This is a genomic window from Streptomyces showdoensis, assembly GCF_039535475.1.
Taxonomy (GTDB): Bacteria; Actinomycetota; Actinomycetes; order Streptomycetales; family Streptomycetaceae; genus Streptomyces; species Streptomyces showdoensis.
Genome location: NZ_BAAAXG010000026.1, coordinates 3,374,132 through 3,395,250, shown reverse-complemented (window position 1 = coordinate 3,395,250; position 21,119 = coordinate 3,374,132). Strand labels below are relative to the sequence as shown.

At 74.9% G+C, this 21,119-nt stretch carries 21 protein-coding genes; 12 read left to right on the top strand and 9 right to left on the bottom strand.

What is annotated here, in order from left to right; translation table 11 throughout:
* The first annotated feature begins 100 nt into the window (after window positions 1-100).
* Both ABD981_RS28590 and ABD981_RS28585 read left to right on the top strand, forming a co-directional pair.
* On the top strand, window positions 101-1,102 hold the full coding sequence (locus tag ABD981_RS28590; protein ID WP_205628248.1) for an ATP-binding cassette domain-containing protein: 1,002 nt from the start codon (window positions 101-103) through the stop codon (window positions 1,100-1,102).
* Window positions 1,099-1,953: an ABC transporter permease gene (locus tag ABD981_RS28585; protein ID WP_046909873.1), complete on the top strand. Its 855-nt coding sequence runs from the start codon at window positions 1,099-1,101 to the stop codon at window positions 1,951-1,953. The genes ABD981_RS28590 and ABD981_RS28585 overlap by 4 nt, the downstream gene beginning before the upstream one ends.
* 13 nt (window positions 1,954-1,966) lie before the next feature.
* Here ABD981_RS28585 and ABD981_RS28580 read toward each other — a convergent pair whose 3' ends face one another.
* The gene (locus ABD981_RS28580; RefSeq protein ID WP_345530407.1) at window positions 1,967-5,278 is read right to left on the bottom strand and encodes an AfsR/SARP family transcriptional regulator; all 3,312 of its coding nucleotides are present in this window, start codon (window positions 5,276-5,278) and stop codon (window positions 1,967-1,969) included.
* A gap of 148 nt (window positions 5,279-5,426) precedes the next feature.
* On the opposite strand from ABD981_RS28580, the gene ABD981_RS28575 reads away from it, so the two are divergent.
* Entirely contained in the window at window positions 5,427-6,221 is a 795-nt protein-coding gene (locus tag ABD981_RS28575) for a site-2 protease family protein (RefSeq protein ID WP_345530406.1), read from the top strand.
* 18 nt (window positions 6,222-6,239) lie between these two features.
* Here ABD981_RS28575 and ABD981_RS28570 read toward each other — a convergent pair whose 3' ends face one another.
* Complete coding sequence (locus ABD981_RS28570; protein WP_345530405.1) at window positions 6,240-6,419, bottom strand: hypothetical protein; 180 nt, start codon at window positions 6,417-6,419, stop codon at window positions 6,240-6,242.
* 122 nt (window positions 6,420-6,541) lie between these two features.
* A complete protein-coding gene (npdG, locus tag ABD981_RS28565) occupies window positions 6,542-7,270 on the bottom strand; it encodes an NADPH-dependent F420 reductase (RefSeq protein ID WP_345530404.1) in 729 nt (242 codons plus the stop codon).
* Window positions 7,271-7,371: 101 nt separating this feature from the next.
* Between npdG and ABD981_RS28560 the strand changes: the two genes are divergently transcribed.
* A complete protein-coding gene (locus ABD981_RS28560) occupies window positions 7,372-7,977 on the top strand; it encodes a hypothetical protein (RefSeq protein ID WP_345530403.1) in 606 nt (201 codons plus the stop codon).
* A 148-nt stretch (window positions 7,978-8,125) separates the two neighbouring features.
* The gene (locus ABD981_RS28555) at window positions 8,126-9,391 is read left to right on the top strand and encodes an MFS transporter (protein ID WP_345530402.1); all 1,266 of its coding nucleotides are present in this window, start codon (window positions 8,126-8,128) and stop codon (window positions 9,389-9,391) included.
* Here the strand turns inward: ABD981_RS28555 and ABD981_RS28550 are convergent.
* Both ABD981_RS28550 and ABD981_RS28545 read right to left on the bottom strand, forming a co-directional pair.
* Window positions 9,388-9,771: a hypothetical protein gene (locus tag ABD981_RS28550; protein WP_345530401.1), complete on the bottom strand. Its 384-nt coding sequence runs from the start codon at window positions 9,769-9,771 to the stop codon at window positions 9,388-9,390. The genes ABD981_RS28555 and ABD981_RS28550 overlap by 4 nt on opposite strands.
* A 16-nt stretch (window positions 9,772-9,787) precedes the next feature.
* The gene (locus ABD981_RS28545; protein WP_345530400.1) at window positions 9,788-10,339 is read right to left on the bottom strand and encodes a plastocyanin/azurin family copper-binding protein; all 552 of its coding nucleotides are present in this window, start codon (window positions 10,337-10,339) and stop codon (window positions 9,788-9,790) included.
* A 106-nt stretch (window positions 10,340-10,445) separates the two neighbouring features.
* Between ABD981_RS28545 and ABD981_RS28540 the strand changes: the two genes are divergently transcribed.
* Entirely contained in the window at window positions 10,446-11,021 is a 576-nt protein-coding gene (locus ABD981_RS28540; protein WP_345530473.1) for an RNA polymerase sigma factor, read from the top strand.
* Window positions 11,018-11,731, top strand: a complete 714-nt coding sequence (locus ABD981_RS28535) for a hypothetical protein (protein WP_345530399.1) — start codon at window positions 11,018-11,020, stop codon at window positions 11,729-11,731. Before ABD981_RS28540 ends, ABD981_RS28535 begins: the two co-directional genes overlap by 4 nt.
* 224 nt (window positions 11,732-11,955) lie before the next feature.
* Here ABD981_RS28535 and ABD981_RS28530 read toward each other — a convergent pair whose 3' ends face one another.
* The gene (locus ABD981_RS28530) at window positions 11,956-12,222 is read right to left on the bottom strand and encodes a hypothetical protein (RefSeq protein WP_046911739.1); all 267 of its coding nucleotides are present in this window, start codon (window positions 12,220-12,222) and stop codon (window positions 11,956-11,958) included.
* Between the two features lie 58 nt (window positions 12,223-12,280).
* Here ABD981_RS28530 and map point away from each other — a divergent pair, with 58 nt between their 5' ends.
* Window positions 12,281-13,138: a type I methionyl aminopeptidase gene (map, locus tag ABD981_RS28525; protein WP_046911740.1), complete on the top strand. Its 858-nt coding sequence runs from the start codon at window positions 12,281-12,283 to the stop codon at window positions 13,136-13,138.
* A 116-nt stretch (window positions 13,139-13,254) separates the two neighbouring features.
* Entirely contained in the window at window positions 13,255-13,908 is a 654-nt protein-coding gene (locus ABD981_RS28520; RefSeq protein WP_046911741.1) for a biliverdin-producing heme oxygenase, read from the top strand.
* Window positions 13,909-13,977: 69 nt separating this feature from the next.
* On the opposite strand, the gene ABD981_RS28515 is transcribed toward ABD981_RS28520, so the two are convergent.
* The 3 genes from ABD981_RS28515 to ABD981_RS28505 form a co-directional block, all read right to left on the bottom strand.
* The gene (locus tag ABD981_RS28515) at window positions 13,978-14,646 is read right to left on the bottom strand and encodes a PhzF family phenazine biosynthesis protein (RefSeq protein WP_046911742.1); all 669 of its coding nucleotides are present in this window, start codon (window positions 14,644-14,646) and stop codon (window positions 13,978-13,980) included.
* 109 nt (window positions 14,647-14,755) lie between these two features.
* Complete coding sequence (locus ABD981_RS28510; RefSeq protein WP_046911743.1) at window positions 14,756-16,276, bottom strand: HtaA domain-containing protein; 1,521 nt, start codon at window positions 16,274-16,276, stop codon at window positions 14,756-14,758.
* A 347-nt stretch (window positions 16,277-16,623) separates the two neighbouring features.
* Entirely contained in the window at window positions 16,624-18,024 is a 1,401-nt protein-coding gene (locus ABD981_RS28505) for an HtaA domain-containing protein (protein WP_046911744.1), read from the bottom strand.
* A 94-nt stretch (window positions 18,025-18,118) separates the two neighbouring features.
* Here ABD981_RS28505 and ABD981_RS28500 point away from each other — a divergent pair, with 94 nt between their 5' ends.
* The 3 genes from ABD981_RS28500 to ABD981_RS28490 are packed head-to-tail and all read left to right on the top strand — an operon-like array spanning window position 18,119 to window position 21,113.
* On the top strand, window positions 18,119-19,171 hold the full coding sequence (locus ABD981_RS28500; RefSeq protein ID WP_046911745.1) for a heme/hemin ABC transporter substrate-binding protein: 1,053 nt from the start codon (window positions 18,119-18,121) through the stop codon (window positions 19,169-19,171).
* The gene (locus ABD981_RS28495; RefSeq protein ID WP_046911746.1) at window positions 19,168-20,241 is read left to right on the top strand and encodes a FecCD family ABC transporter permease; all 1,074 of its coding nucleotides are present in this window, start codon (window positions 19,168-19,170) and stop codon (window positions 20,239-20,241) included. Before ABD981_RS28500 ends, ABD981_RS28495 begins: the two co-directional genes overlap by 4 nt.
* Window positions 20,238-21,113 (top strand): heme ABC transporter ATP-binding protein, encoded by an 876-nt coding sequence (locus ABD981_RS28490; protein WP_046911747.1) that lies wholly within the window; start codon window positions 20,238-20,240, stop codon window positions 21,111-21,113. The genes ABD981_RS28495 and ABD981_RS28490 overlap by 4 nt, the downstream gene beginning before the upstream one ends.
* Window positions 21,114-21,119: the final 6 nt, after the last annotated feature.

Sequence of the window (21,119 nt, the reverse complement as noted above, 5' to 3'; positions counted from 1 at the left end):
GGGTGCTGTAGGCGTCTGCAGGTGCCTGTAGGCGTCTGTAGGCGTCTGTAGGCGGTGCTGTCGGTCGGCTGTCGGTGCGCTGTCGGTGGCGCCCTGTTCCATGGTGGACATGACGCGATCACACACCAACGCCGTCGAGGTCCGGGGCCTCGTGAAGCACTTCGGCGAGACGAAGGCCCTCGACGGGGTCGACCTGGACGTCCGCGAGGGCACCGTCCTCGGGGTCCTGGGCCCCAACGGCGCCGGCAAGACCACCCTCGTCCGCTGCCTGTCCACCCTCATCGTCCCGGACGCCGGCACCGCCGTCGTCGCCGGCTACGACGTGGTGCGCCAGCCCCGCCAGCTGCGCCGCACCATAGGCCTCACCGGACAGTACGCCTCGGTCGACGAGAAGCTGTCCGGCTGGGAGAACCTGTACATGATCGGGCGGCTGCTCGACCTCTCCCGCAAGGACGCCCGCGCCCGCGCCGACGAGCTCCTGGAGCGCTTCTCGCTCACCGAGGCCGCCAAGCGCCCCGCGATGAACTACTCCGGCGGCATGCGGCGCCGCCTCGACCTGGCCGCCTCCATGATCGGCCGGCCGGCCGTGCTCTACCTGGACGAGCCGACCACCGGCCTCGACCCGCGCACCCGCAACGAGGTGTGGGACGAGGTCCAGCGGATGGTCGCCGAGGGCGCCACCGTCCTGCTCACCACCCAGTACATGGAGGAGGCGGAGCAGCTCGCCAGCGAGCTGACCGTCATCGACCGCGGCCGGGTCATCGCCCGGGGCGGGGTCGACGAGCTGAAGGCCCGGGTCGGCGGCCGCACCCTCCAGGTCCGCCCGGCCGACCCGGCCGACCTGCCCGCCATGGCCGCCGCGCTCCGCGAGACCGGCCTCGACGGGATCGCCGGCGCCACCGTGGTGCCCGACGAGGGCCTGCTGTACGTGCCGATCCTCAGCGACGAGCAGCTGACCGCCGTGGTGGGCCTGTTCGGCGCCCGCGGCTTCGGCATCGCCCACATCGGCACCCACCTCCCGAGCCTCGACGAGGTGTTCCTCGCCATCACCGGCGAGAAGACGTCCACCACCGACGCGATCAGCCAGGAGGTCGCCGCATGAGCACCACCACCCTGCCCCAGTCCCCCGTGGACACCCCCGGCCCCGCCCCGGTCCGGGCGGCCGGCGCCGCCGACGGCCGGATCGGCCTGCGGGCCAACCTCCGCCACATCGGCGCCCTGGCCCGGCGCAACGCCCTCCAGATCAAGCAGGACCCGGAGTCGATGTTCGACGCCGTCCTGATGCCGGTCATCTTCATCCTGCTGTTCACCTACGTCTTCGGCGGTGCGATGGCCGGCAAGGGCAACCAGCAGGAGTACGTGAACTACCTGGTGCCCGGCCTGATGGCCATGATGGGCATGAACATCGCGATGGGCGTCGGCACCGGCATCAACGACGACTTCAAGAAGGGCGTCATGGACCGGTTCCGGACCATGCCGATCGCCCGCTCCTCGGTCCTCATCGCGAAGATCGTCGTCGAGATCGGCCGCATGCTGATCGCCACCACGATCCTGCTCGGCATGGGCTTCCTGCTGGGCCTGGAGATCCAGACCTCGATCTTCCACCTGCTCGCCGCCATCGGTCTGTCGATGGTCTTCGGCGCCGCCCTGATGTGGATCTTCATCCTGCTCGGTCTCACCATGAAGACGGCCCAGGCCGTCCAGGGGATGGCGATGCTCGTGCTGATGCCGCTGCAGTTCGGTTCCTCGATCTTCGCCAAGCCGACCACGATGCCCGGCTGGCTGCAGACCTTCACCGACTACAACCCGCTGTCCAACCTCGCCGACGCCGCCCGCGGCCTGATCAGCGGCGGCCCCGTCGCCCACTCGGCGTGGATGACGCTCGCCTGGGCGGCCGGCATCACCGTGGTCATGGCGCCGCTCGCGGTCTCCAAGTTCCGCAAGAAGACCTGATCCACAGGGGGATTCAGGACTCGGCGCGCCCGTTGATCGCGTCGGCGCGTACGAGCAGGGCGGCGGCCTCCTCCAGGGAGAGGCCGCCGCCTTCGGCGTAGGCGGCCTCGAACTCCTTCTCGCCGCCCAGCGCGGCGAGCGCCAGCTCGGTGGCCCGCGCCAGGTTCTCCCGCTCCATGGGCGGGGACAGGTGCCCGGGCGGCAGCAGCCCCTCGTACGCGCCGAGCAGGACCGCCGCCGTACGGGCCGCCGGGCCGCCGATCCCGGCCAGCGCCCAGGCGGCGGTGACCAGGTGGATCGCCGGCATCTGCGGGGCGACCATGATCGACAGCGCGCCCAGCGAGCTCTCGTACGCCCGCCGGGCGAGCGTGAGCGCCGAGGCGTACCGCCCGTCCAGGTTGTCCACCCAGCCGAGGCTGCCGAGCGTGAAGCCCTCGAAGACGGAGAAGGTCTCCGAGCTGAACTCGTCCAGCAGCCGCTGCAGGTGCACCCGGGCCTCGGCCGTGCGACCGGTCCGGCCGAACAGCATCGCCAGGAAGATCCGGGCCGCGAGCATCGGCTCGTGGCCGCGCCCGTGCTCGCCCTCGACGACCTCCCGCAGGATCCGCTCGGCCTCCTCCTGGCGGCCGGTCTCGATCAGCATGTCGGCGTAGCGGGCGCGCAGCAGCGCCATCTGGGACTGGGCGCCGACCCGGCGCGCGTAGCCGATGGCGGCCTCGAAGTCCTCGGCGGCACCGTGGAACTCCAGCCGCCGTTCCCGGGCCTCGGCCCGCGAGGACAGCGCCTCGGCCGCGCCCCAGGCGTCGTCGAGCCCGACGAAGATCCGCAGGCTCTCCTCCGCGTCGGCGGCGGCCTGCCCGGCCAGGTCGGCCCGGTTGGCGAGCATGTTGGCGCGCAGCTGGAGGGCGTTGCCCAGCTCCCACTCGTAGCCGTAGCGGCGGCAGGCGGCGACGTGGGCGTCCAGGGCCGCACCCATGCGCCCGGGTTCGGCGATGAGCAGCACGGCGAAGACGGTGAAGGAGCCGGGCAGCCGGCAGGTCTGCGGAAGCCCGGGCGGGTAGCAGTCGTTGATCCGCCGCAGCCGCTCGACGCCCTCGGGGGTGGTCCACCGCCCCGTCTCGTGGTCCATGTTGAGCAGCTCGATCAGCCGCACGCCGCGCCGCGCCTCCCACAGCTGCTCCTCGCTCAGCGGCGGCGGCCCGGCGGTGACCGGTTCGTGCAGCGGTACGACGGGGGCGGCGGCGGGTCCGAAGGGGTCGGGTCCGAGGGCGGCGACGGACTCGGCCCAGTGCAGGGCGTCGGCGCGCAGGTCGCGCATGGTCCAGTACCAGAGCAGGGCGTGGACGAGGACGAGCGCCTCGTGCTCGTCCCGGGCGGCGACCGCCCGGCGCAGCGCGGTGCGGAGGTTGCCGTACTCGGCGCCGAAGCGGGTGAGGGCGGCGGTCTGGCGTCCGGTGCGCAGTTCGGGGTCGGTCAGGCGCGCGAGTTCCCGGTAGTAGGTCAGATGACGCCGCTCGACCGCAGCCCGCTCCCCTGCCTCGTCCAGCCGCTCCCCCGCGTACTCGGCCACCGTCTCCAGCAACCGGTACCGCATCCCGCCCTCCGCCTCGGCCGCCACCACCAACGACTTGTCCACCAACGACCCCAGCAGCTCCAGCACGTCCCCGGCCGCACCCGGCCCCCCGCACACCGCCTCCGCCGCCTCCAGATCACACCCGCCCGCGAACACCGACAACCGGCGCAACACCCCCCGCTCCGCACCACCCAGCAGATCCCACGACCAGTCCACCACCGCCCGCAAGGTCTGCTGCCGCGGCAACACCGTCCGCGCCCCCGACGTCAACAACCGGAAACGATCATCCAACCGCTCCGCGATCTGCCCCGCCGTCAGCATCCGCAACCGCGCCGCCGCCAGCTCCACCGCCAACGGCAGACCGTCCAGCCGCCGCACGATCTCCGCAGCCGCCCCCGCCTCCTCCTCCACCCGGAACCCCGGCCGCACCGCCGCACCCCGCTCACCGAACAACCGCACCGCCACCCCCAACGGCAACGGCCCCAACGGCCGCACCACCTCCCCCGGCACCCCCAACGGCTCCCGACTCGTCGCCAGCACCGTCACCCCCGGACACCGCGCCAACAACACCTCCACCAACCCCGCCACCGCACCCACCACATGCTCACAGTTGTCCAGCAACAACAGCATCCGACGCCGCGCACAGTGCTCCACGAGCCGTCCGGTGGGATGCATCGGATCGTCGCCGAGGCGCAGCTCCTCGGCGCCGGCGCCGCGCAGGACGGTCTCGCGGGCGCCGACCGCGGCGAGGACGGCCTCGGTGACGGCCTCCGGGTCGGTGACGGGGGCGAGCTCGACGAGCCAGACGCCGTCGGGCCAGCCGCCGCCGACGCGTTCGGCGGCCTCCTGCGAGAGCCGGGTCTTGCCGACGCCGCCGGGACCGAGCAGCGTGACGAGCCGCGACTCCCGCAACTCGGCGCCCAGCGACTCCAGTTCGCCGTCCCGCCCGAGGAAGCTGGTGAGCCGGGCGGTGAGATTGCCGACGACCGCCCCGGCCCCGGGGGCCACGGGCTCGGGCAGCTCCAGCAACTCGGCGTGCAGGGAACGCAGTTCGGCGGAGGGATCCGCACCGAGCCGCTCGGCGATCTCGCCTCGGACCAGGTCGTAGGCGGCCAGTGCCTCCGCCGAGCGTCCGGCATCCCGCAGCGCCCGGATGCGCAGGGCCTGGAGGGGCTCGTCGAGCGGGTGGCTCTCGCACAGGGCGGTCAGCTCGGGCAGCGCGCCGGCCGCCTCGCCGAGCGCGAGGGCGGCGGCCAGCCTGGCCCGGCGGGCGTCGAGGTGCCGGGCCTCCCAGCGGGCGGCCTCGGCCCCGCGGTCGGGAAGGTCGGCGAGGGCCGGCCCCTTCCACAGTCCCAGCGCCTCGTCGAGCAGCCGGGCGGCGCCTGCGGCACGGCCGGCCGCCAACTCCCGTACGCCTTCGTCGGCGAGCCGCTCGAAGCGGAACAGGTCGACATCGCCCCGTACGGCCTCCAGCCGGTAGCCGCCCTCCGTGGAGACCACCCGCTCGTGGCCCAGGGCCCGCCGCAGCCGGCCCACCAGCGCCTGGAGCGCGGCGACCGCGTCGGCCGGCGGCTCGGCGCCCCAGACCTCGTCGACGAGCACCCCCACGGGCACGGCCCGGCCCGCCCGCAGCGCGAGGACGGTCAGCAGCGCCCGCACCCGGGGACCGCCGACGGTGACGGCGGCCCCGTCGGGGCCTTCTGACGTCTGCGCCCGAGCCGGGCCGAGGAGGAAGTAGCGCACGGGCCCCATTGTCCGCGAGCCGCGCCAAAGCCCGCACGCGAGACCGAACGACCCCCGCCCCCACGGGTGACCGCCCCCCGCCGCAGGAACCGTCCCCGTGCCCCGGTACGTTTCCCGGGCACCGACAGACCCCCGTCCTCCGCCCCGGGAGCCCCGTATGAGCTCGACCACCCACCGCCGGCACGAGCGGAGGATCAGCCCGGTCTTCCTGGCGATCCTCGCCGTGATGGGCGTCACCGGCTGGGCCGTGTGGACGGACTTCGCCGCCTCGGTCGGCCTCGCGGTCTTCCTCTTCGTGACCTCGGCGTGGGTCGTCTCGCTCTGTCTCCACGAGTACGCGCACGCCCGCACCGCGCTGCACGGCGGCGACATCACGGTCGGCGCGAAGGGCTATCTGACCCTGAACCCGCTCGCGTACACGCACGCCGTGCTGAGCGTCGTGCTGCCGGTGCTCTTCGTCATCATGGGCGGCATCGGTCTGCCGGGCGGCGCGGTCTTCATCGAGCGGGACCGGGTCCGGGGCCGCTGGAAGCACAGCCTGATCTCCGCGGCGGGCCCGCTGGCCAACGTGCTGTTCGCGATCGTCTGCACGGCGCCGTTCTGGCTGGGCGCGCTCGACGGCGTACCGCGCGCCTTCCAGTACGCGCTCGCCTTCCTGGCGTTCCTCCAGGTGACGGCGGCGCTGCTGAACTTCCTGCCGGTGCCGGGGCTCGACGGCTACGGGGTGGTCGAGCCCTGGCTGTCGTACCGCGTCAAGCGCCAGATCGAGCCGTACGCGCCGTACGGCTTCTTCGTCGTGATCGCGCTGCTGTTCGTCCCGGCGATCAACGGGGCGTTCTTCGACGGGGTCGACGCGCTGATGCGGACGCTCGGTGTCCCGGAGCTGTCCCGCTACTGCGGCTCCCAGCTGTTCCGGTTCTGGGAGTCGGCGCCCGAGTTCTGCGCGGTGTAGGCCCGGGCGGACCGGGTCCTAGCCGTTCGCGGCGGCGGAGGCCTTCGCGCGGCGGACGTAGTACCAGGCCATGTTCGAGGAGAGGCCGGCCAGCAGCACCCAGATGACGCCGAGGAAGCTGCCCTGGACGAAGGAGACGACGGCCGCGGCGACGGCGAGCGCGCAGACGACCAGGGCGTAGAGGGCGAGGCGGGGCATGGGGTCGGCTCCTGTCCGGGTACGGCGTGTGGTGCCCGTCCAGTGTCCCCCATGCCCGGCGCCGCGCCCGCCCGGGACCCGCCCCGGCGGCCGGGGCGGGCGGGACGCGGCCCGGAGCCCGCTCAGACGTCGGTGACGCGCAGGCCCGCGTGTGCCTTGTACCGGCGGTTCACCGAGATGAGGTTGGCGACCAGCGACTCGACCTGGTGGGCGTTGCGCAGCCGCCCGGCGAAGACGCCGCGCATGCCGGGGATGCGCCCGGCCAGCGCCTGGACGATCTCGACGTCGGCGCGGACCTCGCCGAGGACCATGACGTCGGTGTCGATCTCGTCGATCGAGGCGTCCTGGAGCAGCACGGCCGACAGGTGGTGGAAGGCGGCGGTGACGCGCGCGTCGGGCAGCAGGACGGCGGCCTGCTCGGCGGCGGAGCCCTCCTCCGGCTTGAGGGCGTAGGCGCCCTGCTTGTCGAAGCCGAGCGGGTTGACGCAGTCGACGACGAGCTTGCCGGCCAGCTCCCCGCGCAGCGCCTCCAGGGTCTTCGCGTGGCCGTCCCACGGCACGGCCACGATGACGATGTCGCTGCGCCGGGCGCACTCGGCGTTGTCGGCGCCCTCGACGCCGAGGCCGAGCTCGTCGGCCGCGGCCCGGGCGCGGTCGGCGGCCCGCGAGCCGATGATCACCTTCTGGCCGGCCTTGGCGAGCCGGTAGGCGAGGCCGCGGCCCTGGTCGCCGGTGCCGCCGAGGACGCCGACGACGAGGCCGGAGACGTCGGGGAGGTCCCAGGGGTCCTTGGGGGCGCGGGCGGGGGCGGACTCGGACGCGGGGCCGCCGGCGGAGGTCGAGGAAGTCATGGCCCCGACATTACCGACCGGTCGGGTCGGTGCGCCCCGTACGGGTGAGACTTCCGCGAACGCCCGCGTACGCCCCCCGCGCGGGCGCAGGATGCGGGGCCATGGACGCCGTTCGTGTCGCGCTGCTGCGCGAAGTGCTCGCCGGTACGGAATGGCCGGCGGCGGCCCGCCGCTTCGCGGGCTCCCTGCGCTCCTCCGTCGTCTCGCACGGCGGCGGGCTGCTGCTGGTGGGGACGGAGGAGTACGAGCCCTGGCACCTGGCCGCCCACCTGGTCGACGAGTCGGCCTGGTCCGGCTGTCCCGAGCTCGCGCCGACCCTGGTGAGGCACCGGGTGCGGCCCGGGGACCCGGCGCACCTGGCCGTCGGGCTCGGCCGGATCGAGACGGCGGGGCGCGGGGCGACCCTCCTGGTGGTGGCGCCCTCGCGGCCCGGGGCGGGGCTGCTCGAACGGGTCCACGACGCCCGCCGGGCCGGGGCGACGGTGCTGTCCCTGGACGGCGGCGACCCGGAGCTGATGGGGCTCGCGCACGAGACGCTGCCGGTGACGGCGGACGCGGAGGTGGACCTGGACACGGTCCAGCACCTGGTGAGCGCGGCGACCGGCGAGAACTGCCTGCCCGCGGCGCCGCGCGGGCGGCTGCGGTTCCGGGACCGGCTCTCGCGGCTGGCCGACCAGCTGACGGCGCCGCCGCCGGCCCGCTGGTGAGGCACGCGACCGGCACGGACGGCACCGACGGCGCGACCGGCACGGACGGCGCGACCGGCGGACGGCGCGACCGGCACGGACGGCGCGACCGGCACGGACGGCTAATTCGGTTGCCCGGGGCACGCGCCGCGGCCGAGCATGACCCCTCGTGACACGTCTGCTCCGCCTCCTTCCCGACCTCGCGCCCTGGCGCTCCTCCCGTGACTTCCGGCTCCTGTGGGCGCAGGGGCTCGTGGCCTACTTCGCGAGCTTCATGGCGCTGATCGCGCTGCCGCTGCAGATCAAGGACCTCACGGGCTCGCCCCTCGCGGTGGGCGCGATGGGCGCGGTGGAGCTGGTGCCGCTGATCGTCTTCGGGCTGTACGGCGGGGCGCTCGCCGACGCCGTCGACCGGCGCAAGGTGATCGTGGCGACGGAGGCGGGCCTCGCGCTGCTGGCGCTCGTCCTGTTCCTGAACGCCCTGCTGCCGCAGCCGCTGCTCTGGCCGCTGTACGTCGTCGCGGCCGGGGTCTCCGCCCTGGCCGGGCTGCAGCGGCCCGCCCTCGACTCGCTGATGGCCCGGATCGTGCCGCACGAGCAGCAGACGGCCGCGGCCGCCCTGAACTCGCTGCGCTGGCAGCTGGGGTCCATCGCCGGTCCGGCGCTCGCGGGTCTGGTCGTCGCCTACGCGGGCCACGCCCCCGCCTACGCGGTCGGGGTGGCCGGGTTCGTGCTGTCGGTGCTGCTGTGCCGGCGCCTGTCGCCCGCGCCCCCGGCGCGGGACGCGGACAAGCCGTCGCTGCGCGGGATCGCGGAGGGCGCGCGGTACGCGTGGTCGCGGCCGGTGCTGCTGGGCACGTACGCGATCGACCTCGCGGCGATGCTCTTCGCCTTCCCCAACACGATCTTCCCGTTCCTCGCGGACGAGCTGGACGCGGAGTGGTCGCTGGGCCTGATGTACGCGGCGGGTTCGGTCGGCTCGCTGGTCCTGGGGCTCACCAGCGGGTGGACGTCGAAGGTGCGGCGGCACGGCGTGCTCGTGGTGGCCGGCGCGACGGGCTGGGGCCTGGCGATCGCGGCGGCGGGCTGGTTCTCGAACGTCTGGCTGGTGCTGCTGTGCCTGGCGTTCGCGGGCGCCGGCGACATGCTGAGCGGGCTCGGCCGGTCCACGATCTGGAACCAGACGATCCCGGAGGAGCTGCGCGGGCGCCTCGCGGGCATCGAGGTCCTCTCGTACAGCGTGGGCCCGCAGCTGGGCCAGGTCCGGGCGGGTGCGATGGCCGGCTGGACGGGCACCCGCGCGGCGGTCTGGTCGGGCGGCGTCGCCTGCGTGGCCTCGGTCGGCCTGCTCTGTCTGGCCCTGCCGAAGCTGCTCGCGTACGACTCCGGGACCGACGAGGACGCGCTGGCCCGCAAGGCGGCGGCCGCCGTCTAGCTCGTGGCCTTTCGGTCGGGCCGGGCGCGCAGGGCCAGGGCCGCGAGGACGAGGACCCCGGCGGTCTCCACGGCGAGCGTGGGGACGACCAGGTCCGCGGCGGTCGACTCCCTGAAGCCGAAGAGTCCCGTGGTGAGGCTGAGGAGCAGCGCGCCCAGGGTGCCCGCCGTGAAGAGCGCGGTGCCGGCGGCGACGGGCTCCAGGAGGCGGGCGGGGCTCACGAGGAGCGCCGCCGCGAGGGCGAGGCCGATGATGCCGTTGAGCAGGAACAGGACGCCGATGGTGACGAGGTCCCGGTAGCCGTCGGCCCACAGGTGCAGGTGGATCGCGGCCATGGTGGCGGTCAGGGCGGCCGCGGTCAGCCGCAGCAGGACCGTCACGGCGCCGTGCCCCGCCCTAGTAGCCGCCGCCGGCGCCGGTGCCGTTTCCGTTCCCATGGCCGTTCCCGTCGCTCGGGGCGGTGCCGTTCGTCGCGCCGCCGATGGTGATCTGCGTCTTCATCCCCAGGTCCTTGTGTCCGTCGACCGGGCAGTAGACCTGGTAGGTACCGGACGTGAGCTCCACCGTGAGGGTGGCCGATTCGCCCGGGGCGAGCGTGCTGCTGCGGTTCTCCGCGCCGTTGCCCTCGATCTCCAGGGCGTGCTCGTGCTGTCCGTCGTTCTTCGCGACGAAGGTGTACCGCCCCGGCTGGGAGGGCTGCGGGGAGAGCGCGATGTGGAAGTCGGTCAGGTCGGCCTTCACCTGGGTCGCCCCCGCGGTACCGGTGCTCCCGGTGGTCGCCGTGGACGGCGGCGGGGCCGGGGCGGGGGTGCCGGCGCCGCCTCCGCCGCCGCCTCCGCAGGCGGCCAGGAAGCCGGCCAGGGCCGCGCCCGACAGGCCGAGGGCGATCCGGCCGCGGGTTCGGCGGGTGCGCGGTGCGGGCGTGGTGCCGTTCGTGGTTCCGTTCATGGTTCGGTCCTCCGCAGGGGATACGGCCGGGCCCCGCGAAGGGATTGCGCGGGGCGGAGAATGGCGGCAGGCAATCCCTTCGGGGCCGCGAGACGTATCCATGGGTATGCGGCGCATGGGCCCGTCCCTCGGGCGGGTACCCGACGAGGCACTGCTCTCCGGTCTGACCACGGGCGACCAGGAGATCGCGGTGGCCTTCGTGCGCCGTTTCCAGCGGACCGTCTTCGGGGTGGCCCTCGCCGTCGTCGGCGACCCCCAGCTGGCCGAGGACATCGCCCAGCAGACCTTCGAGCGGGCCTGGCGGCACGCCCAGGTGTACGACCCGCGGCGCGGCTCGGTGCGGACCTGGCTGACGACCATCGCGCACAACCTGGCGATCGACGCCGTACGGGCCCGGCGGGCCAGTCCCGTCGCCCCCGAGGACCTGGAGGCGCTGCTCGGCGCCGTGACGGACACGCCCGAGCGGCACGCGGAGGCCGAGGAGGGCTCGGAACGGGTCCGCAGGGCGGTTTCGACGCTGCCGCGCGAGCAGGCGCGGGCGCTGGTGATGGCCGGGATCTACGGGATGACGGCGCGGGAGGTCGCCGCGTTCGAGTCCGTACCGCTGGGCACCGCCAAGACCCGGATCAGGGCGGGGACGGCGAAGCTGCGGGCGGTCCTGGAGCGGGAGGAGGAGCGGTGAGCGGCGCGGAGTGCGAGCGGCTGCGCGAGCTCGGTGCCGAGCTCGCGCTCGGGGTGCTCCCGGCCCGGGAGCGGGCCGAGGCGGTCGCCCACCTGGACCGCTGCCCGGAGTGCCGGGAGTACGTCGAGCAGCTGACGGCGGTCGGGGACGGGCTGCTCGGACTGCTGCCGGAGGCGGAGCCGCCGGTCGGCTTCGAGAGCCGGGTGGTGGCGGCGCTGGCGCCACCCGCTCCGGCGCCCGCGCCCGCCGCCCCGGCGGCGCGGTGGCGCGGGCGGCGGCACCGGCTGCGGCTGGCCGCGGCGGCGCTGGCGGCGGCCCTGGCCTGCGGGTTCGGAGGGTGGGCGGTGGGCACCGTCGTGGAGAGCGCGCCGGCGGTGCAGCCGGCGCACCCGGGGCTCTTCGAGGCGGCCCTGGTCGCGGCCGGCGGGCACGAGGTGGGCCGGGTCTTCGCGCACCCGGGGGAGCCGGGACGACCGGGCTGGGTGTACATGTCGGTCGACCTGGAGGGCGGGGGCCGAGGCCCGGTGCGGTGCGTGCTCGACGCGGCCGGCGGCGGCTCGGCGGTGCTGGGCTCGTTCCCGCTGCGGGACGGGTACGGCTACTGGGCCGCCCCGGCCGAGGTCGGCCCCGCGGCACCGGCCGGGGTCCGGCTGCTCGCCGCGGACGGGACCGTCCTGGCGACCGCGCGGTTCGCGGCGGGCGGGGCCTAGCCCGGCCCTGTCTCCGGATCGGACCGGATCAGGCCGGATCAGGCCGGATCAGGCCGGATCGGACCGGATCAGGCGCCGGATCGGGCCTGACCGGGCCTGACCGAACCGGACCGGGCCGCGTCGCGGGCCGGCCCGATCCGGAAGGCAGGGCCCGTGGCGTCCGGAGTCGCCGGTCCCGCGGCCCCCGCGGCCGCGCCACCGCGCCCCGGTCGTCCGGTCCGCGTCTAGCGGCCCTCGCCGGAGGAGTCGCCGCTGCCCTCGGAGCCGTCGGCGCCCTCCGTCCCCGGCTTGTCGTGCCAGCGGGGGTCGGTCTCCCACTCCAGGTTGCGTTCCCGTGCCGTCTCCATGGCGTGGGCGGCCTCCTCAGGGGTGGCGTAGGGGCCGAAGCGGTTCTTGGCCGGGCACTCGGGGCCCTCCTCGACCTTCTTGTGCTCCAGGCAGTAGTACCACTCGCCCGGCTTGCCCGCCGTGCGCTTCTTGAACAGGGCCATCGTCGGCTCCTTCCTCTGTCGCCATGCTGCCCCAGACGCGGTCGTTAGACTCGCTGACATGTCTGGCCAGTCGCTTCTCGTACCGGGGGAGCTCTCCCCCCACCGTTCCGTTCCGGGGTCCATCCGCCGCCCCGAGTACGTCGGAAAGCCCGCCCCGACCCCGTACTCCGGGCCCGAGGTGCAGGACTCCGACACCATCGAGCGGATGCGGATCGCCGGCCGCATCGCCGCCCAGGCTATGGAGGAGGCCGCCAAGCACATCGCTCCGGGGGTGACCACGGACGAGCTGGACCGGGTCGCGCACGAGTTCATGTGCGACCACGGGGCCTATCCGTCGACGCTGGGCTACCGCGGCTTCCCGAAGTCGCTGTGCTCGTCGGTCAACGAGGTCATCTGCCACGGCATCCCCGACTCGACCGTCCTGAAGGACGGCGACATCGTGAACCTGGACGTGACCGCGTACATCAACGGCGTCCACGGCGACAACAACGCCACCTACCTGTGCGGCGACGTCGACGAGGAGTCGCGGCTGCTCGTCGAGCGGACCCGCGAGTCCCTGAACCGGGCCATCAAGGCGGTCAAGCCGGGCCGCCAGGTCAACATCATCGGCCGGGTCATCGAGTCGTACGCCAAGCGCTTCGGCTACGGCGTCGTCCGCGACTTCACGGGGCACGGCATCAACTCGTCGTTCCATTCCGGGCTGATCATTCCGCACTACGACTCGCCGCACCACACCACGGTCATCCAGCCCGGCATGACGTTCACGATCGAGCCGATGCTCACCCTGGGCACCCACGACTACGACATGTGGGACGACGGCTGGACCGTGGTGACCAAGGACCGGAAGCGGACCGCCCAGTTCGAGCACACGCTCGTGGTGACCGAGAACGGGGCCGAGATCCTTACGTTGCCCTGACCCGATGGAGGGGTACGTTTTTTACCGACAGGACGTCGGGAACCAGTTGACTTAGGTAAGCCTAACTTGGCAAGATCTGCACTGTTCCCGACCCCCGACGGTCCCGGAGGCACGCCTTGGACACGCCCTTCTCGACGCTCATCCGCACCGCCTCGCACGAGCAGCACACGGAAGCCGAGTCGTCGACGTTCATGAGCGACCTCCTGGGCGGACGCCTGGCCGTGGACGCCTACACGCGCTACACGGAGCAGCTCTGGTTCGTGTACCGCGCCCTGGAGGAGGGCGCGGAGGCCCTGAAGGCCGATCCGGTCGCCGGGCCCTTCATACAGCCGGAGCTGTTCCGCACGGCCGCCCTGGAACAGGACCTCGCCCACCTGCGGGGTCCCGGCTGGCGCGCCGGGCTCACCGCGCTGCCGGCCACCGAGGCGTACGCGGCGCGGGTCGCGGAGTGCGCCCGCGACTGGCCCGCCGGCTACGTGGCGCACCACTACACCCGCTACCTGGGCGACCTGTCGGGCGGCCAGATCATCCGCGACAAGGCCGAGCGGACCTGGGGCTTCGCCCGCAAGGGCGACGGCGTGCGGTTCTACGTGTTCGACGCCATCGGCAACCCCGCCGCCTTCAAGCGGGGGTACCGGGAGCTGCTCGACGCCGTGAACGCGGACGACCTGGAGAAGCAGCGGATCGTCGACGAGTGCAAGCGCGCCTTCGACTTCAACGGGGCGGTGTTCCGCGAGCTGGCGGGCGAGTTCCCGCTCAGCGCCGCCTGACCGCGCCCGCGCACGGCGAAGACCCCGGGGCCGTCGGCGACCCCGGGGTGCGCGCGTTCCCCGCGTTCCTCAGAGGGTGAGCGTCCGTTCCAGGCGGACGCGTCCGCCCAGTTCCACGATGCCGTCCGGGCCGGGGGCGGTGAGCAGCTGCGAGCCCCGCCCCTGCGTGATGTTCAGCGCCCGGCCGAGCTCCGCGGTGAGCAGCAGCGCCGCCGCGCCCGTCGCCTCGTCCTCGTCGATGCCGTCGCCGCGCCCCGGGAAGGCCCGCGCGCGGATCCGCCCGGCGGCCTCGTCCTCCCAGGCCCATGCGTAGATCCACTCCCCCGGCTCCGGGACCTCCAGGGCGTCGACCTCGGCGGCCGAGGCGTACCGCTTCAGCGTGCGCGGCGGCGCCCATTCGGCGCGGGCCTCGATCCAGGTGAACTCGCCGTCGCCGCGCACCCACACCTCCCCGGCCGGCGGGTGGACGACCTCCAGGTCGAGCAGCCAGGCCGCGCCGACGAGCGGGTGCCCGGCGAAGGGCAGCCGCAGCCCCGGGGTGTAGATGTCCACGATGCCGCGCTCGGGGTCGTCCACGAACACGGTCTCGCTGAAGCCGAGTTCCTTGGCGAGTGCCTGCCGGGACGCCTCGTCGGGGTGGCCGCGCCCGTCCCGTACGACGCCGAGGGCGTTGCCGTGCCGGCCGTCGCCCGCACAGAAGACCCGCAGGACGTCGATGTCAGTGACCGTCGTGTTCATGGCGGAATTGAAGCATCCAGACGCCGGGTCGTGCCGGGGCACCGCGAAGAGGCCGCACTCCCGGGAGGGCGTGCGGCCTCTTCGCGCGGGGAGAGGCCCGCGCGGAGGGTCAGGATCCGGCCGCCCGGCGGCGGACGGCGATCACGACGCCCGCCCCGGCCGCGGCGGCGAGGCCGGCGGCGGCCAGGAGGGGGCCGGTGGGGGCGTCCGCGCCGGTCGCCGCGAGGGCGGCCGAACCGCCCACGGTGCCGCCCGTACCCCCCGTGCCGCCGCCCGCGCTGCCGCCGCCCGTCGTCGTCGGCAGGCCGGCGCCCTTGGCCGTGGCCAGGCTCACGGTGACCGGGTCGATGGCGGTGCCCGCGGTGTAGAAGGCCTCGCCGTTCGGGCCCGCGAAGGTGGCCGCGCCGTCCTTGGTCAGCTTGGCCGGGAGCGCGGCGAGGGTGACGACGCCGTTCTTCGCCCTCCAGTCCGCCCTGCTCAGGTCGAGTTCGGCGAAGGCCACGTCGTTCCGGGTGCCCTTGGCGGTGGTGACGTCGGCGACGAGGGTGCCCTTCGTGCCGTTCGCCTTCACCTTCACGTCGCCGACGGTCCAGTCGATGCCGTGCCCCGCGCAGGCGAAGCGGAGGCTGCCGCCGAAGGCCGCGTCGGCGGTGCGGGCCGTGGAGTCGAGGGTGGCCCGGCCGAAGGCGAAGGCGTAGGCGGAGCCGTTGGACGTGGCGCCCCCGGACGGGGTGACCGTGCCGCCGCAGGTGGTCGTGACGTACTTCCGCCAGGACTCCTTCACGCCCCAGCTGAGCCGCCCGCTCCGGACTCCGGCCGGGTCCGGGGCGGTGGTGGGGGTGACGGCCGGCTTCGTCGGCGTGGAGGTGGCCGTGGGCTTCGGGTCCGGCTTCGCCGGCGGGGTGGTGCCGGTGCCGGGCGTGGGGGTGGGCTGCTGGGTCGGGGGCTTGGTCGGGGTGGTCGGGGTGGTCGGGGTGGTCGGCCCGGTGCCGCCCGGCGTCACGGTGAGGGTGGCGGGGTCGAGGACCTCGCCCTCCTTGTAGAAGCCCGCGAAGGCGGCGGCACCCTCCTTGGTGAGCTTGGCCGGTATGCCCGTGAAGACCATGGCGCCGCCGGTGCCGCCGCCCGGCCGGACGCCGGTCATGTCGAGCGCGGCGAAGGGGATGTCGTCGCGGGTGGTGAAGGTGCCGTCCTTCTCCTTGGCGACGACGTCGGCGGTGATCTCGCCGGTCGGCGCGGCGGCGCCCTTGGTCGACAGGCGCACGTCCGAGATCCGGATGTCGAGGGCGCCGTCGTGGGCCTCGAAGCGGACGCCGCCCTTGAAGGAGTTGGCGGTGGCGTGGCTGCCGGTGTCGTACGTGCCGGAGCCGTCGACGAAGGTGAAGATCCCGTGGTCCGGGGCCTGCCGGGCGCCGCCGTCGACCGTGGTGCGGCCCTTGGCGAAGGGCTTGGCCAGGTAGGAGCGGAAGGACTCCTTGATGCCCCAGTCGAGGGTGCCGTTCTTCAGCGGGACGGGGGGCGCCGCGTCGGCCGCGACGGCGGGGAGGGCGAGGGCGCCGGTGCCGAGGGCCACGACGGTGGCGAGGGCGGCGGCCCTGGTGACGGTGCGGAGGCTCAGGGGGGTGGCCATGGCTGGGTGTCTCCTGGTGAAGGTGCGGGGCCGCGCCGGTGTGACGGCGGGCCGGTGGGGTGGCGTGACGGAGTGGCGGCACGCCCGCGTGAGGGCGTGACGGGGTGACGGCGCCTGTGCGTCGGCGTGCCGGTGCGATGGGTGGTGGGGTGGTGGGGTGGTGGGGTGGTGACCTTGGGGGCGTGGGGCCCTGGGGGCATGGGGCCCTGGGAGGCATGGAACCCTGGGGGGCGTGGGGCCCTGGGAGGCATGGAGCCCTGGGGACGTGGCACCCGTGGGGGCGTCGTGCCGCCGTGGCGTGACGGCAGGTCAGCCGACGGCGGGCCGGCCGGGGGTGTGACGGTAGGTCAGTCGGTGGTGCGGGGGCGGCGCTTGCGCAGGGCCGCGCCGAGGGCGACTGCGGCGGCGAGCACCACGCCCGCGCCGAGGGCGATCCAGACCGTGGGGGCCGGGGCGCTGTCGGAGGCCCTCGCCGGGGCCGGCGCCGGCGCGGAGGTCGACGCGGGGGCCGGGGACGCGGGTTTCGCGTCCTCCCCGAGGTCCGGCAGCGGCGGCAGCTCCGCGGTGGCGTCGACGGCGACGGCGAGCGAGACCGGGTCCATGGCGGTGCCCGCCCTGTACATCCCGCCGAACGCCCTGGCGCCGCCCTCGGTGAGGGTGGCCGGGGCCTCGGCGACGGTGGCGAGGCCGTTCTCGGGCCGGAGGCCGCCGGCGGCGAAGGTGACGAGCGGGACGGCCTTCTCGGGCGGTCTCCCGGCACTGGTGACATCGGCGCTGAGGGTGCCGCGGCCGTCGGCGACCTCGACGGTGACGGCGCCGAGCGTGAGGTCGAGGTGGGCGCCGGTGAAGCGGACGCTGCCCGCGAAGACGGCGTCGAGGGTGCGCTTCTCCGGGTCGTACGTGCCCCTGCCCGCCGGGAAGCGGAAGAGCGCGCCGCCGTCCTGGGCACCGCCGGTCAGCGCCCAGCGGCCCCGGGCGACGGCCCCGGTGACGTACTCGCGGAAGGTGCGGCGCACGCCCCAGTCGACGGCGGCCTCCCGGAAGCCGCCCGCGGGCCGTTCCGCCTCGGGCGCCCGGGTGGGGGCGGACGGGGCCGGCTTCGAGGCCTGTCCGCCGGCCGCCTCGAGGACGTCGACGGAGAGGGCGACCGGGTCGAGCGGGGTGCCCGCCGGGTAGTAGCCGGCGAAGGCGGTGGCGCCCTGCGCGGTGAGGGTGGCGGGCACGCCGGTGAGGGCGAGCGGGCTGCCGCCGCCGCGCATGTCGATGCCGGAGAGGTCGAGCGTGGCGAGCGGGACGCGGCTGCGGGTGGTCAGGACGCCACTGCCCTTGGCCTTGCTCGCCATGTCCGCGTAGAGGGTGCCCCGTCCGTCGCGGACGCGGACCCGGGGGCGGCTGACGGTGAGGTCGAGGGCGTTCCCGCCGCCGGCCTCGCGGTGGCCGAGGAAGCGCACCCCGCCGCTGAAGGCGGCCTCGAAGGCGCCGGTCGAGGGGTCGTAGGAACCCTGCGCGGAGTGGAAGCGGAACTGTCCGGAGCCGACCGTGGCGGCGCCGCCGGTGAGGCTCCAACTCCCTTGGGCCACGGGCCCGGTGACGTAACCCTGGAAGGAGGATTTGATGCCCCAGTCGAGCCGGCCGCCCTGCACGGTCCGGCTGTCCGCGCGGGCGGCGGCGGCCGGGAGGAGGACGGCGAGCAGCGTCGCGACGAGCGTCACGGCGGATGCGCGGCCGGGTCTGGAGAACGGCGGCATGGAACCCCTCCGAGTCGAGGAAACTAAGGTAAGGCTAACCTAAGCTACGACCCGGTCAAGACGTCCACGCCCCCGAGAGACAGGAACGCCCCCGGTGCGCAGACCCCGCCGCACACGCCCGCCCCGCCCCCTCCGCAGGGCCGGAACGCTCGTCGCGCTGCTCGCCCTCGCCCTCACGGCGAGCGGCTGCGGCCCGGCGTCGCCCGAGGGCCGGCCCGCCGTCGGCACCGCCGGCCGGAGCGGCCCGAGCGCCGGGAGCGAGGGGCCCGACCGCGTCGAGCCGCCGGCCGCCCCGGTGCAGCCCCGACTTCCCGTCACCGTCGCCTCGGCGGACGGGCGCAGGGTGACCGTGACCTCCACCGAGCGGATCGTCCCGCTCAGCGGCTCCCTCTCCGAGCTCGTCTTCACCCTCGGCCTCGGCCCCCGGGTGGTCGCCCGCGATGTCACGACCACCTTCGAACAGGCCGCGGAACTCCCGGTGGTGACCCGCGCCCACGACGTCTCCGCCGAGAGCGTGCTCTCCCTGCGGCCCACCCTGGTGCTCGCCGAGAGCACCACCGGACCGGCCGAGGCCGTCGCCCGGATCCGCGAGGCCGGCGTCCCGCTGGTCGTCGTCGCGCCCGCCAAGCGCCTCGCGGACGTCTCCGCGCGGATCGGCGCGGTCTCCGCCGCCCTCGGCGTCCCCGACTCCGGCACCGCCCTCGAACAGCGCACCGGGGACCGGCTCGACGCCGTACGGAAGACGGTCCCCGCCCGCGCGAAGAAGCCCCGGGTCGCCTTCCTCTACGTGCGCGGCTCGGCCGCCGTCTATCTGCTCGGCGGCGCCGACTCGGGCGCGAGCTCCCTCCTGGAGGCGGCCGGCGCCGTCGACGCGGGCAAGGAGTCCGGGCTCACCAAGGACTTCACCCCGCTGACCAGCGAGGCCCTGGCCAAGGCCGCGCCCGACGCGATCCTCGTGATGAGCAAGGGACTCGACTCGGTCGGCGGCGTCGACGGCCTCGTCCGGCTCCCGGGCGTCGCCGAGACCCCGGCCGGGCAGGACCGCCGGATCGTCTCCGTCGACGACGGGGTGCTCCTCTCCTACGGGCCGCGCACCGACCGGGTGCTGAAGTCCCTGGTCGACCAGCTGTACGGGGAGCCGAAGTGACGGCCGTACGGGAGGCGGCCCCGGTCGCCGTCGCCCGGACCCGCCCCGGCCGGACCCTCACCCTGACCGCGTGCCTGCTGGGCGCGCTCCTGCTGCTCGCCCTGCTGTCCGCCGGGCTCGGGGCGTACGAGATCCCGCTCGGCGACGTCCTCGCCTCCGTGCGGCACCGGGTGGGCCTCGGCGGGCATCCGCTCGACCGGTCCGCGGAGAGCGTGCTGTGGAACATCCGCTTCCCGCGGGTCGTCCTCGCCCTCCTGGTCGGCGCCTCGCTCGGCTGCGCGGGCGCCCTGATGCAGGGCGTGTTCGGCAATCCGCTCGCCGAGCCCGGCGTGATCGGCATCTCGGCGGGCGCGGCCGTCGGCGCGGTCGGGGCCATCGCGCTCGGCCTCTCCTTCCTGGGCGGCTGGACCGTGACGGCCTGCGCGTTCGCGGCGGGCCTGCTGACGGTGGGCCTGGTGTACGCGCTGTCGCGGTCCGGCGGGCGTACGGAGGTGGTGACCCTGATCCTGACCGGCATCGCCGTCAACGCCTTCGCGGGCGCGCTCATCGGCCTCTTCGTCTTCTTCGCGGACAACGCGCAGATCACCCAGATCACCTTCTGGCAGCTGGGCTCGCTGGCCCAGGCGACCTGGCCGAAGGTGCTCGCCGTGCTGCCCTGCGCGCTGCTCGGTCTGGCCGTCGCCCCGCTGTACGCCCGCCGCCTCGACCTGCTCGCGCTCGGCGAGCGGCCGGCCCGGCACCTGGGCGTGGACGTCGAGCGGCTGCGGGCGGCGCTGGTCCTGGTGGTGGCGCTGCTCACCGCGGCGGCGGTCGCGGTGGCCGGGATCATCACCTTCGTGGGCCTGCTCGTCCCGCACCTGCTGCGCATGGCGCACGGTCCGGGCCACCGCTTCCTGGTGCCGGGCAGCGCGCTCGGCGGGGCGGTGGTGCTGATGGCCGGCGACCTCGCGGCCCGCACGGTCGCGGCCCCGGCCGAACTCCCCCTGGGCGTCCTCACCGCCCTCATCGGCAGCCCGTTCTTCTTCTGGCTGCTGCGCAGGACCCGTCGCAGGCACGGTGGTTGGGCATGATCCTGGGCATTCCGAAGTTCCCCGGGCGCCGCACCCGCGCGCTCCCCTCCCCCGTCCCGCCCGGCGGGACCGTCGCCGAGGCGGTGGGCCTGCGGGTCGCGCTCGGGCGGCGGACCGTCCTGGACGGCGTCGACCTGACCGTACGGGCCGGGGAGGTGCTGGCCCTGGTCGGGCCCAACGGGGCCGGGAAGTCGACGCTGCTCGCGGCGCTCGCCGGGGACCTGGCACCGGCCGCCGGCGAGGTGCGGATCGCGGGGCGGCCCGCGGGCGCGTGGGCCGCCGCCGAACTGGCCCTGCGACGGGCGGTGCTGCCGCAGGACGCGGCGCTCTCGTTCCCCTTCCCGGTCGCCGAGGTGGTGTCGATGGGCCGGGCGCCCTGGGCCGGGACGGTCCGGGAGGCGGAGGACGGGGCGGCGGTAGCGGAGGCGCTGGCGCTGACGGAGACGGCGGAGTTCGCCGGGCGCCCGTTCCCCGCGCTGTCGGGCGGCGAGCGGGCCCGGGTGGCGCTGGCCCGGGTGCTGGCCCAGCGCACCGGGCTGCTGCTGCTCGACGAGCCGACCGCCGCGCTCGACCTGCGCCACCAGGAACTGGTCCTGGGGGTGTGCCGGGAGCGGGCGGCGGCCGGGGCCGCGGTGGTCGTGGTCCTGCACGACCTGGGCCTGGCCGCCGCGCACGCGGACCGGGTGGCGGTGCTGCACGGGGGCCGGGTCGCGGCGGCCGGGCCACCGGCGGAGGTGCTCGGCGGGGAGCTGCTGAGCCGGGTCTACCGGCAGCCGGTGGAGGTGTTCCCGCATCCGCGGACGGGCACCCCCGTCGTCCTACCCGCACGTAACCCGAATCCGGACAATCCGCCCCACTTGACCGGCCCTTGACCAAGC